The following is a 12,713-nucleotide window of genomic DNA, read 5'->3' as shown; positions in this document are numbered from 1 at the left end:
GGTTCTCTGTGCTCGGATTTGTGTAACGGGTTCGTGATCGGGCAGTACCTGCCGTTGTGGGGTCGGTGGGAGCCGCGGAGCACGTCCCGTTGTCAGATCGACGTGGGGATCTGCGCTGGGGTAAGGGGAGCATCGCAGGGTCTGGGGGACCGGTGGCGAAGCGAGTGGGAACTCGGGTGGCCGTAGTGGGGTATGGCTACTGGGGGAGCAAGCACGTACGTGTGCTGAGCACGATGCCGGACGTTGCCGTCGTGGTCGTGGACGAGCACGTCGGACGCCTCGAGGAGGCGGTGGCCTACTACCCGTCGATCGAGAGAACGGCCACGTCCCTCGCGGACGTGCTCGACGACGTCGATGCCGTGCTGGTGGCCACGCCACCCGCGGGGCATGCCGAGATCGCGTTGCAGGCGATCAACGCGGGCAAGCACGTGCTCGTGGAGAAGCCGATGGCCACGTCGGTCGCGGACGCCGAGGCGATGGTGATCGCGGCCGCCGTGCACGGCGTGCAGTTGATGGTCGGGCACACCTTCGAGTACAACGCGGCCGTCCGCCGGCTGCGGGAGATCATCCGTTCGGGAGCGCTGGGCCGCGTCCTCTACATCGACTCGGCCCGGTTGAGCCTCGGGCGGTACCAGCGCGACGTGAACGTGATCTGGGACCTCGCCCCGCACGACATCTCGATCGCCTCGTACCTGCTCGACGAGCTGCCGGTCGCGGCCTCGGTGTGGGGTGACCGCAACGTCACGCCGTGGCGCGAGGATGTCGCCTACCTGCGGCTGGACTTCCCGCAGACGCGCGCGTTCGTGCACGTGAGCTGGTTGAACCCGAACAAGGTGCGCCGCACCACCGTGGTGGGCGAGCGGAAGATGGCCGTCTACGACGACATGTCCGACAACGAGCGGATCCGGATCTACGACATCGGGGTCGACCCCTCGAGCATCGACGACCCGCACAGTGCCCACGAGCGCCCGGTGAGCTACCGCACCGGCGACATCGTCTCGCCGTTCGTGGCGTTCCACGAGCCGTTGATGGCCCAGGACCGGGCCTTCGTGGACTCGGTGCGCACCGGTATCCCGTCGGAGACGCCGGGCGAGCGCGGCCTCGACATCGTGCGGGTGCTCGCGGCCACCGACTCCGCGCTGGTCACCGGGCGTACCGTGCCCGTGATGAAGCCCTCGCGGATCGTCCCCGGCGTGCGAGCGGTCTTCTAGACGCCTCGTCGACGCGCGCCCTACCTCGACCTGGCCGCTTCGCCCCTCGACCTCCGCGACGATCTCGACGTGACCTGGAAGATCCGCGTTCCTCGGGCCGGCGTCAGTCGAGTGTGGACCGGATCAAGGGAGTCAGGGCATCCACGGCGTAGGGAATGCTCAGAACTGAGCCCGCGGACAGTGCGAGGGCGACATCGAAGTGGCAGGCCGATGGTCGGCGCGATCCGGTTCAGCGTGCGGTACTCGGCTTCGTCGCCGGGGGAGCGTGCGATCGGCCAGGCGAGGTTAGCAGCGCCTTACCGGGTTGCGCACCGCTCAGGATCGGGGCAGCGGGCGGCCGCAGACGCGTGATGCTCGAGAGAGGATCCCCGTCCGCCCAGAGATGAGGCTCACGTCGCACGGCGGGCGCGTAGCTTGCGCAGCCCCTGCTCGTCACGATAGGCAAGGCTCCCCTGACCTGTTGAGTGAAAGGGTTGTCGTGGAGCTGACAAGGCGCCATCTCCTCCGAGCCACCCTCGGCTTGGGAGCGGCGGGATTCGCACTAGCCGGATGCGGGTCGGATGTCGGGTCGGACTCGCGTGCGTCGGCTGGGCCGCCGCGAGCCGGTGGCACCTTGCGCGTCGGTGCGCTCGGCAAGGCGTCCGCCATCACCCAGGATCCGCACTCGACGATCGCGAACGACAGTGACTATCTGATCCTTTCACTGGTCTACGACGCGCTGACCGTTCCGGGCGCCGAACAGGCGACGGCCCCACGGCTGATGAGCCGGTGGGAAGCCGACGCGTCGCAGCGCAGGTGGACGTTCACGATTGCCGAAGGGGCTAGTTTCCACGACGGGTCCCCGGTGACCTCCGCTGACGTCGTGTGGTCGTTGCAGCGGCTGCGCGGGCAGTCCTCAGGAGCGACGAAGGTACCGGTCGAGCCGAACGCGATCACCGCGGCCGGGGACCGGGCGGTGGTGCTCGATTCGACAGAACCGAACAGCGCGCTGCCGCTCCTGCTCCGCCTCGTCACGTTCACGATGAAGAAGGACACGACGGAGATCGCCGGAGCGCCGGGCTCCGGGCCGTTCCGTCTGGAGTCCTACAGCGGCGGGAACGCCCGGCTGGTCGCCAACCCGGCGTGGCACGGTGGTGCGCCGCTGCTCGAGGCCATCGAGGTCACGATGTTCGAGAGCCCGCAGGCGATGAGCAACGCCGTCCTGGCCGGGCAGATCGACCTCGCATCGAACGTCGGTCCGGTCGCGGCCCGTACCGCGGAGGGCCGCGGCGAACTGGCGGTTGTGCGGCGTCCCAACGACACGTCGATGCCCGTGGTGATGCGGACTTCCGACGGTCCGTTCGCGGATCCGCGGGTTCGCGAGGCGATGCGGCTGGTCGCGGACCGCGACGCCCTGGTCCGGCAGGCCTTGTCGGGGTACGGAAGCGTGGCCAACGACGTGATGGGCACTGCGGATCCCGACTACGACCGCTCGCTCCCGCAGCGCCCGAGAGATGTCGCCCGGGCATCGGCACTGCTCGACCAGGCCGGCTTCGACCGCTCCCAGCGCATCCCCTTCCACACCACCGAGGAGATCTTCGGGCTCGCCGATTCCGCCACGCTCTTCGCCAACCAGGCGCAGGAGATCGGCGTGAACCTGGAGGTGATCCGGCAGGACCCCACCGTCTTCTACGACAGCATCTGGCTGACCGCCCCGATCTACACGATGTACTGGGGCACGAACGACTCGGTCGTCTTCTTCGCGCAGAAGACCCTCAACTCCGCCGCGACCTGGAACGAGACGGCCTTCCACGATCCAGAGTTCGACGCGGCCTACGCCCGGTCGGTGTCCAGCAGCGATCCGGCCGCGGCCGTCGCGGCCGTGACGGCGATGCAGCGCATCCAGCACGAACGCGGCGGGTATCTGCTGTGGGGCATGGCCGACGGCGTCGACGTGGCCTCGACGCGCGTGCAGGGCCTGCCCGTCCTGCCCGGGTACGGGCGAGTCCAGCTCGAGAAGGCCTGGCTGTCCGCGTGACCACCGCGGCCACAGGCGATATCGCACGGACATCCGTGCACCGGTGGCGCTCGGTGGCAGCCGCGATCGTCGGGACGCTCGGCCGCAGGATCCTGCTCTTGCTGGTGCTGCTGCTGGCGGTGTTCGGGGTCGTAGCGCTGCTGCCCGGCAACGCAGCGAGCGCGACGCTGGGGCGCTCGGCCACGGACGCTGAGATCGCGGCCCGGGTCGGGGAGCTGGGCATCGATCGGCCGCTGCCGGTGCGGTTCGGGACCTGGTTGGGGGGTCTCGTGACGGGCGATCTGGGGACGTCGGCTCGGGGTGTGCCAATCGGCAACCTGATCGGGGAGCGCTTCCCCGCGACGCTGCAGCTCGGCGGCCTGGCGCTCGCCGTGACCGTGGTGGTGTCGCTCCTGCTCGGCGGGTGGTGGGCAACCCGGCCGAACGGGTGGCTGGCCACTGTCCTCTCCCCGGGCACGATGATGATCATCGCGATCCCGGAGTTCGTGACCGCCATCCTGCTCGTCACGGTGCTCGCCCTGTGGCTCGGCCTGCTGCCCGCTGTGAGCGCGAGCGGGCCCGCAGCGCTGGTCATACCCGTGCTGGCCCTCGCCATACCCCAGATCGGGTGGAACACCAGGGTCGTACGCGCAGCCATCGTCGATGCGTCGAGTGCGCCGCATGTCGAAGCAGCGCTCCTGGACGGCGTTCCCGTCGTGTCGGTGGTGCGTCGGCATGTCCTGCCTCGGGCTCTGCCGACGATCGCCGCGTCCATCGCGACCACCGTGGGGATCGTGCTGGGCGGCGCGATCGTCGTCGAGACGATCTTCAACTATCCCGGCGTGGGCTCGGTCCTGGCCGGTTCGGTGGCCGACCGCGACTCGCCCCTCGTCGCTACCGTCGTGGCGTTCACCGGCGCCGCGATCATGGTCGTGCTGCTGGCGGCGGATCTCGTCCGCCACTGGGTCGCTGGAGACCCGTCATGACCCGGATCGAGCTCGACGCGCCGAAACAGGGACGGCGCCGCGCCATCCTGCGGATCGTTCCGGCCGTCGTCGTGGTATTCCTCGCCGCGCTCGGTCCGTTCCTGGCGCCGAAGCCCCTGGAGGAGGCGGTGTCGATCCCGTTCGGCTCGCCGGACGGGATCGCCGTGCTCGGCGGGGATCATCTCGGGCAGGACGTGCTCAGCCACGTCCTCGCCGGCGGATGGGGCCTCGTGCTGCTCGCCGGGATCATCGCGGTGACGGTGACCGGCCTGGCGGCACTGCTCGGGGTGGTCGCCGCGCTGCGCCCCCGCGCCGGTGCGGTGATCGAACGGGTCGCTGACCTGCTCATCCTGATCCCACCGGTACTGGCCATCCTGCTGGTCATGCTGTCCTGGCCCCGGTCCGGCGCACTCGGTCTGGTGCTGCTCGCCGTGGTACTCGGCACGCCCTACAGTGCCCGGGTCGTCGCCGCGTCGGCGGCCACAGTCGCCGGCTCGGGCTACGTCGAAGCTGCGGTCGCGGGCGGCGAGACCTTCGGCCATCTGGTGTGGCGGGAAGTCCTCCCGAATCTGCGCACCACGATCGTCACGATGCTCGGGCTGCGGTTCGTCGAAGCGGTCTATGTCGTGAGCACCGCGGCCTTCCTCCAGCTACCGACCGGGTTGGGCACGACGAACTGGGCTCTCATGATCCGGGAGAACGGCGAAGGTGTACTGCTCAACCCGGCTGCGGTGTTGGCTCCCAGCCTTGCGGTGGGGGTGCTTGCCGTGAGCGTCAACCTCACCGTCGACGCGCTGTCTCCCCGCGCCCGCCGCCTCACCACGCTGGTCCACAGGCGGTCGCCGCGGGAGCCCCTCCGATGAGCGCGACCGGTGACGTCGCCGGACGAGGTCTGATCGTGGAGCCGGTCGTCATGGCCACGGTCACCGGCTTGACCGTGATGGCTGCCGGTCCCGTAACCCTTCTGCGGGGCGGTGGGTTGACCTTGCGGGCCGGCCGGATCAGCGTCATCACCGGCCCGTCGGGGTCCGGCAAGACCACGCTGATGCGGGCCCTGCTCGGGCACCTCCCTGCCGGAGCGACCCGGGAAGCAGGACTCGTCGACGTAGGCGGCACCGACCCGTTCACGCTGAGCGGTCCGCAGCTGCAGCGTTTCCGTCGGGCAAACCTCGCTTACGTCGGCCAGGACCCCGGCGCGGCGTTGAACCCGACCATGCGCGTCGGGACGCTGCTCGCAGAGGTGGCCGCGGATCGGGACCGGGCCGCGCTGCGTGCGGTTCTCGAACAGGTGTCACTGCCCGCGCACTACCTGCGCCGGCGACCGGCCGAGCTGTCGGGCGGCGAGCAACGCCGGGTCGCGATCGCTCGGGCGCTGGGCCGCCGGGTCCGCATCCTGCTGATCGACGAACCACTGGCCGGGTTGGACCCCGCCCTGCGGGCCGGGATCGCGTCCCTGCTGCGCGGCCTCGCCGACGACCACGGCCTCGCGATCGCGGTTTCGGGTCACGACAACTCAGCGCTCGGCGCGCTCGCCGACGACGTCGTCGACCGTACCGGCGACCGCGCCCGATCCAGCGCGGCTGGGCGCCCGGCGCGCTCCCGGGCACCCGCCGACCCGGGGCGCACCCGGGCGCCGGCCGACGCGGCGCCGGTGATCCTCTCCGCCGAATCGCTCGCGGGATCGGTGGACCGTGGCCGTACCCGGATCGTGCACGGCGTCGATCTTCAGGTCCGGGCTGGCACGGCCTCGGCGTTGATCGGCGCCTCGGGCGCAGGCAAGACCACCGTGGCGCGGATCCTGGTCGGCCTCCATCAGAGCAGCACCGGGCGAATCGAGCTCCACGGCACGCCGCTACACCACCGTGCCGAGCGTCGGTCGTCCGAACAGAAGCGGCGGATCGCGTGGGTACCCCAGGACCCCCTGTCCACCCTCAACCCCAGCCGCACGATCGGCGCGACGTTGAGCCGACCCCTGACCCGACACCGGGTCGTACCGACCGATGAGCGCGAGCACCGCATCAGAGAGCTGCTCGCACAGGTCGAACTCCCACCCGCATCGGCGGCCCGCTACCCGCACGAGCTCTCTGGCGGGCAACGGCAGCGGGTAGCCATCGCGCGGGCCCTCGCCTCAGAGCCGGACGTGCTGATCTGCGACGAGATCACGTCCGCCCTCGACGCCGCCACCGCTGGAGCGATCATGGAGTTGCTGGCCGAGGCCCAATCGCGTCGCGGGCTGGGCCTATTGCTGATCACCCATCAGCTGGCCCTGGTCGACCGGCACTGCGCCACGGTCACCGTGCTGCACCGCGGTGCCCTCGTCGAGGCCGGCCCCGCGGATTCCGTGCTCGGCGACCCGCGCCACCCGGCCACCGTGGAGCTGGTTACCGGCGACCCCTCACCGAAGACGCCGTGAAACCACGGCGAGTGCCACCTCGGCTCGCGAAGCTGGGCGGTACGGAGCTCGACCCCCGCGGCGCGGAGCTGACTCGGATTCTGACCGAACGGGAGGAGGCCAGCGGCTTCGGCCCGAGTCGTCGGCCGCGTCATGAAAGGCCAGATTTGGGGTCAACCAGAGATCACGCTGCTCGGACGTGCCGATGCGCCACAGGAGCCGCGCCGAGCCGGCAACGACGACACGAAAAGCCGCTCTCAGGGTGGCCGACCCTTGGAGGGTCGTCGAGGCGCAGGAAACTTGCAGCGCGATCAAGATAACAATCCAGCACGGCTCCACCCCCTGCTGCCGGTGCGATGGCGACGGCTACGTGGGTTGGTGCCCCGTGCTGGCTCGTGCGCGGCGAGCCTGCGGACGGGGCGCGCGCCCGCGGCGTCGCGCTGCTGGAGCGGGTGGGCCTCGCCGACAAGTGCGGCTCCTACCCGCGGCCGCTCTCGGGCGGCCAGCAGCAGCGGGTGGCGATCGCGCGGGCGCTCGCCATGCGGCCCAAGCTGATGCTGTTCGACGAACCGACCTCGGCGCTCGACCCCGAGCCCGTCGGGGAGGTCCTCGATGTGATGCGGGCGCTCGCCCGCGACGGGCTCACGATGATCGTCGTGACGCACGAGATGGGTTCGCCCGCGAGATCGGCGATCGGCTGGTGTTCATGGACAACGGGCGCGTCGTCGAGGAGGGCGTGCCGCCCTAGGTGCTCGCCGCCCCGAGGCACGAGCGGACGAAGGCCTTCCTGGCGAAGGTCCTGTGAAGGAGGAGTGGGATGCAGTACGACGTCGCGGTGGTCGGGCTGGGCGCGATGGGGTCCATGGCCGCCTGGAGTGCCGTGGTCCGGGGAGCGTCGGTGGTGGGCTTCGAGCGGTTCGGGATCGCGCACGACCGGGGCTCGTCGCACGGCGGGTCACGGATCTTCCGGCGCACGATGTTCGAGGGCGAGCACTACAACCCGATCGTCGCGCGCGCCGAAGAGCTGTGGCGGAAGCTGGAGCAGGAGTCGGGCACGCGGCTGCTGCAGCGCTCGGGCGGCCTGTGCATCGGGCCGCGCGACGGTGAGCTGATCGTCGACGCGCTGCGCTGCGCCGCGGCCGGCGGGGTGGAGCACGAGCTGGTGGAGGCCGACGAGCTCGCCGCGCGGTTCCCGCAGCACGCGCACATCCCCGGCGACGTCGGCGTCCACGAGCCGGGCGCGGGAGTGCTGAACCCGGAGGCCGCGATCACGGCGGCGACCGGGCTGGCCGTCGCCGCGGGTGCCCGGCTGCGCACGGGATGCGCGGTCACCGCGGTCCGGCCCGAGGACGGCGCGGTCACGATCGAGACGCCCGGCGAGGTCGTCACCGCCCGCCGCGCGATCGTCGCGACCGGGGCCTGGTTCACCGACCTGCTGCCGGAGCTCGCGCTGCCCTTGCGAATCCAGCGTTCGTCGCTGATGTGGTTCACCGGCGCCGACCGGGCGCCGTACCGGCCCGACCGCTTCCCGGTGTTCATCCGGGAGAGCGGTTCGGTCGACGGCTGGGGCATCCCCGACGTCGACGGGCGCGGTGTGAAGCTGGGCGCCGGTCCGACGGCGCCCAAACCGTGGATTGACCACCCCCGCGACAACGACCACCCCGTCGACGAGAAGGACGTCGAGCCCGTGGCCGGATTCTGCCGCGCCGCGTTCCCGGGCCTCATTCCGGCCCCGGTCGACGCCAGGGCCTGCATGAACTCCAAGACCCCCGACGGCGACTTCGTGCTCGGCATCCCCGCGGTCGGACCGCGCCTCGTGCTCGCGGGAGGCTTCTCCGGGCACGGCTTCAAGCACGCCGCCGCCGTCGGCGAGATCGTGGCCGACCTGGCGCTCTCCGGTGGGACCGCGATCCCGCTGGAGCGTTTCTCCCCCGACCGGTTCAGGAGCTGACGATGGAGTACCGCCCCTGGGGCGCACCGGGCTGCGGGTCGGCCCGGTGGCGCTCGGAACGATGAACCTCGGCCCCGTCACGCCCGGGGAGCAGGCCCACGCGATCATGGATCGGGCGCTCGACCGGGGTGTCGTCCTCTTCGACACCGCCGACGTCTACGGCGCCGACGCCAACCGCACGATCGCCGATGCCTCGCCGCTCAAGGGCGCACCGAGGAGATTGTCGGCAGCTGGTCCGCCGCCGATCTCGCCCGGCGGGACCAGGTCGTGCTGGTCTCGAAGGCGTACGGGCGGATGGGGCCGGGCCAGAGCGACATGCTCCTGTCCGCGAGGCGCCTGCACCGGGCGTGCGAGTCGTCCCTGCGCCGGCTGCGCACCGGCCCACCTGGACGTCTTCCTGCTCCATCACGTCGACCGCGCCACCGGCTGGGACGAGATCTGGGAGGCCCTCGGCGACCTGCGGCAGGTCGGGAAGATCCGCTGCGCCGGCACGAGCAACTTCGCGGGGTGGCAGATCGTGCGGGGCAGGAGGCGGCGAAGGCGCGTGGGATGCTCGGCCTCGTCGCGGAGGAGGCATCTACGACCTCATGGAGCGCACCGTGGAGCTGGACGTGCTGCTGGCCTTCCTCGCGTACGGGATCGGGCTGCTGCCCTACAGCCCGCTCAACTCGGGGTTGCTCGCCGGGATCCTCGGCAAGCGGGAGACTGCGGCCCGCAGCGCGAGCGGCCGGGCGGCCCCGGGCTCGCGGCCCGGCGCGACGCGATCGAGCGGTTCGAGGCGCTCTGCGCGGAGTTCGGCGCCGCGCCCGCCGTGGTGGCGCAGGCCTGGCTGTGCGCGCAGGACGGGGTGGCGTCGGTGGTCGTGGGGGCCCGGAAGGCCGCGCACCTGGACGACGGCATCGCCGCCGCCGAGACGGTGCTCCCGCCGGACGCGCTCGCCGCACTCGACGAGATCTTCCCTGGGCCAGGACCCGCACCGGAGGCGTACGCGTGGTAGCCGCATTCCAGCCCTTTGACCTCGAATACTGGCAGTCCGAGTACGAGCAGACGGTCGCCCACAACCTCGCCGACAGCTCGATCACCGGCGTCTCGCTCGGCGACCTGCTCGGCGACGACGTCGACGTCGCCCGGCTGCTGGCCGTCGACCTGCACTACCCGGAGGTCAACGGCGAGCGTGGCCTCCGGGAGCTGATCGCCGCCCGCTACCCGGGCACCGGCGTCGACGACGTGCTGCTCGCGGCCACCGACTCCGCGCTGGTCACCGGGCGCACCGCCCCGGTGCTGAAGCCCGCGCAGATCGCCGGCGTGCGAGCCGTCTCATGAGCGCCCGTCGGAGCGTCGGACGCTCAGGAAGAGCCGGTGCGCGACGACGACCGTCGTCAGCCAGGCCAGCCCGAGTGCCCAGGCGACGACGACGTCGGTCAGCCAATGATGACCGAGATAGACGCGGGTGAGCCCCATGGTCACTGCGAAGATCACCCCGACGGTGATGATCAGCACCCGGGCCCAGCCGGTCCGCTTGCCTCGGACGATGAGATAGCAGACGATCCCCGCCAGCGCCACTGCGTTGAGCGAGTGACCGCTGGGGAACGACGCGCTCAGCTCGTAGGGCGGCACCGCGTCGATGAACGGCGGGCGGGTCCGTCCCACGACCGCCTTACCCAGGATCGTCAGCGTCACGGAACCGGCCGCCGTGGCCGCAATCAGTACGATCGGTGTCCAGCGACGCCAGTGCAGCGCGAGTCCGAGCGCCACCATGGTCGCCAGGGGCGATAACACCGCTGCGCCCCCGACCTGTGTGTATCCGCCGATCACGGCATTGGCAGCCGGGGTGCGAAGGTCTTCCGCCGCCTGCAGGGCGGGTTGGTCGAGGGCGGCGATCCCATCGCCCTCGGTGACGGCGTCGTACACGGCGGCGGCCGCTGCGGTGAGCAGGCCGAGGAGGACCAGCCCCATCGCCAGCGTGACCGCGAGCACCTCGTACGGCCCCAACCAGCGCCGCAGGCGCAGCACCAACCGGACCCCGAGGCGCCCGATCGCGGTCGGCCACACGGTCAGGTCACGCGACCCGACGAACCGCTGTCGTGGCGGGTCATCGAGACCACGCTCGCGGCGACCGCCGCTCATTCCGCTCGTCCGTGTTGCGGTAGGAACAAGGTGAACGTGACGGGCGACGCGCTGCTCAGCAGGAGGCGGCCGCCCTCCGCCTCGGCGAGGCTGCGCGCCAGGGCCAACCCGATGCCGTGCCCGTCCGCGCCCGGCGAACGGACGAACAGGTTCTCGGTCCGCGGGATCCCGACGCCCTCGTCGATCACGTCGATTGCCAGCGTTTCGGTGGCGTCGCGCACCAGCAGCGTGACCGTGCCGTGTCCGTGGCGTTGCGCGTTGTCGAGCAGCACGGTGATGATCTGGCGTACCGCGGCGTTCGAGGCGGCGGCGGTGGGGATCCCGTCGGCGACGTGGATGCGCAGCGGTCGCCCGGCCGCCGCGAGCACGCCGTGCCAGTTCTCCCGTACGTCGTTCAGCAGCTCGTCGAGCAGGAGCGGTCCGGCCGATGGTGTGGTCTCGCGGGCGAGTTCCAGCAGCTGGAGCACGGTGTGTTCGAGGCGATCGGTCGAGTCGATGGCCTCTTTGATCGCCCCTTCCAGATCCTGGCCCGGCGGGTCGAGCGCTGTCTCCAGGCCGAGGCGAAGCCCGGCGAGCGGGGTGCGGAGCTGGTGGGATGCGTCCGCCGAGAACGCACGCTCGCGGGCGATCGTGTCGCCGATCCGGGCCGCGGTGCGATCGATGGTGGCGCCGACCGCGTCGATCTCCGGGATGTCTGAGGCCAGTGTGCGCAGGCTGAAGTCACCGTCGCCCATCCGTTGTGCCGAGAAGGCGAGTTGCTCGAGTGGATAGGCCAGTCGTGCGGCCTGCCGGCGGGCCACCAGCCAGACCAACCCCACGGCCATGGCGCCGAGCACCAGCATCGCCACCCACACCGCTGCGATCCGGGGGTAGATCGCCGACCGCGGTGTCGCCACGCGTAGCACTCCGACGATCGCGCCGTCGTCGATCACCGGGACCGCCTCCACGAGATCGCCGCCCTCGTCGCCGGCTACGACACGACCGGTGAGGGCCAGCCGGGTCTGCGCGTCGGCCGGGCCCGGGCCGGGTCCGGAGAGCCTGGCTCCCGATCGGTCGTAGAGCGTGGCCGTCATGTCCGGTTCCAGCGCCGGAGCGGCTACGAGACCCTGTCCGCTCGCCAGTTCGGCGGAGAGGCGCAATGCACCCGTCTCGGCAACCCTGCTGAGCTCGGACCGCTCGTCGTCGAAGAGGTACGTCGACACGATCGCCGCCAGCGGAAGGCCGAACAGCGCGATGGCCAGCACGGCAGCGGTCACCGTGAGCCGGACGATCCGTCGTCGCACTGGTCCTCCGTAATCCGGGGCGTGTACTCCAGCATGGATGAACCCGCGCGCACGCGAGCCGAATTTGCCATCCGTTGGCCCTTGTCGGGCGTGCCGCTTCCCCGCCTCGGCCTAGCGTCCACGATATGAGTACTGCCGGACAGGCCATGCCGGTCGCAGGCGCGGCCGCCCTGCTGATCGCCTTGTCGGCCTGCTCCGGATCGACGCCGAGCCCGCCGCCACCCTCGGCGACGGGCATGCCCGCTGCCGCCCCGTCGACGCAGCTGTCCGCCACCACCGCGCCCGCGGTCGAGGCTCCGGTCGCCGGTGACATTCCGGACGACCAGGTGTTCGTGCCCTACTCCCCGGCCGACCAGCGTTATGCGGTGTCGGTGCCGGAAGGGTGGTCGAGAACGGACGCCGGCGGCGCCGTGGTGTTCACGGACAAGTTCAACTCGGTGCGCGTGCAAGTGGTGCCGAGCCCGGGCGCGCCTACCGCCGACTCGGCGCGGGGTGCGGAGTTGCCCGGGATCGCCGCGACGATGCCTGGCTTCCGCGCCGGCGACGTCACCATCGTGACGCGCAAGGGCGGCCCCGCCGTGTTGATCACCTATTTCGGCACCTCGCAGGTCGATCCGGTCACCGGGAAGGCCGTCGCGGCGGCCGTGGAGCGCTACGAGTTCTGGCGCGCCGGCCAGGAGGCGATCGTCACCCTGACCGGCGCCGAGGGAGCCGACAACGTCGACCCGTGGCGGACTGTCAGCGACTCGTTCCGGTGGCAGTGATGG

General features: G+C 71.2%; 11 protein-coding genes and 1 pseudogene. 10 read left to right on the top strand and 2 right to left on the bottom strand.

All coding sequences use genetic code 11. The features are described 5' to 3' along the window. Positions 1-152: 152 nt before the first annotated feature. The 9 genes and pseudogenes from ACU436_RS35325 (at position 153) to ACU436_RS35285 (ending at position 9,859) form a co-directional block, all read left to right on the top strand. On the top strand, positions 153-1,211 hold the full coding sequence (locus ACU436_RS35325) for a Gfo/Idh/MocA family protein (protein WP_459031428.1): 1,059 nt from the start codon (positions 153-155) through the stop codon (positions 1,209-1,211). A 613-nt stretch (positions 1,212-1,824) separates the two neighbouring features. Continuing rightward, a complete protein-coding gene (locus ACU436_RS35320; RefSeq protein ID WP_459031427.1) occupies positions 1,825-3,228 on the top strand; it encodes an ABC transporter substrate-binding protein in 1,404 nt (467 codons plus the stop codon). Between the two features lie 53 nt (positions 3,229-3,281). Further along, positions 3,282-4,193 (top strand): ABC transporter permease, encoded by a 912-nt coding sequence (locus ACU436_RS35315; RefSeq protein WP_459031426.1) that lies wholly within the window; start codon positions 3,282-3,284, stop codon positions 4,191-4,193. Then, the gene (locus tag ACU436_RS35310) at positions 4,190-5,056 is read left to right on the top strand and encodes an ABC transporter permease subunit (RefSeq protein WP_459031425.1); all 867 of its coding nucleotides are present in this window, start codon (positions 4,190-4,192) and stop codon (positions 5,054-5,056) included. Before ACU436_RS35315 ends, ACU436_RS35310 begins: the two co-directional genes overlap by 4 nt. Continuing rightward, positions 5,053-6,606, top strand: coding sequence for an ABC transporter ATP-binding protein (locus tag ACU436_RS35305; RefSeq protein ID WP_459031424.1), 1,554 nt, complete (start codon positions 5,053-5,055; stop codon positions 6,604-6,606). Before ACU436_RS35310 ends, ACU436_RS35305 begins: the two co-directional genes overlap by 4 nt. Before the next feature lie 374 nt (positions 6,607-6,980). Next, positions 6,981-7,333: pseudogene (locus tag ACU436_RS35300) on the top strand (amino acid ABC transporter ATP-binding protein); the annotation flags it as partial. 69 nt (positions 7,334-7,402) lie between these two features. Then, positions 7,403-8,536, top strand: coding sequence for an N-methyl-L-tryptophan oxidase (gene solA, locus ACU436_RS35295; protein ID WP_459031423.1), 1,134 nt, complete (start codon positions 7,403-7,405; stop codon positions 8,534-8,536). Beyond that, entirely contained in the window at positions 8,484-9,533 is a 1,050-nt protein-coding gene (locus ACU436_RS35290; protein WP_459031422.1) for an aldo/keto reductase, read from the top strand. Before solA ends, ACU436_RS35290 begins: the two co-directional genes overlap by 53 nt. Next, positions 9,527-9,859, top strand: a complete 333-nt coding sequence (locus ACU436_RS35285; RefSeq protein ID WP_459031421.1) for a hypothetical protein — start codon at positions 9,527-9,529, stop codon at positions 9,857-9,859. The genes ACU436_RS35290 and ACU436_RS35285 overlap by 7 nt, the downstream gene beginning before the upstream one ends. Here ACU436_RS35285 and ACU436_RS35280 read toward each other — a convergent pair. Continuing rightward, positions 9,854-10,663 carry a phosphatase PAP2 family protein gene (locus tag ACU436_RS35280; protein WP_459031420.1) on the bottom strand — a complete coding sequence of 270 codons (810 nt, stop codon included), beginning with the start codon at positions 10,661-10,663 and terminating at the stop codon, positions 9,854-9,856. The two genes, ACU436_RS35285 and ACU436_RS35280, sit on opposite strands and share 6 nt — an antisense overlap. Further along, entirely contained in the window at positions 10,660-11,946 is a 1,287-nt protein-coding gene (locus tag ACU436_RS35275) for a sensor histidine kinase (protein ID WP_459031419.1), read from the bottom strand. Before ACU436_RS35275 ends, ACU436_RS35280 begins: the two co-directional genes overlap by 4 nt. A gap of 125 nt (positions 11,947-12,071) precedes the next feature. Between ACU436_RS35275 and ACU436_RS35270 the strand changes: the two genes are divergently transcribed. Then, a complete protein-coding gene (locus tag ACU436_RS35270) occupies positions 12,072-12,710 on the top strand; it encodes a hypothetical protein (protein ID WP_459031418.1) in 639 nt (212 codons plus the stop codon). The last annotated feature ends 3 nt before the right edge of the window (positions 12,711-12,713 follow it).

Source organism: Pseudonocardia wallangbongensis, from assembly GCF_054486945.1.
Note: the sequence above shows the minus strand (reverse complement) of the source record. Positions and strands in the feature narration are given on the sequence as shown.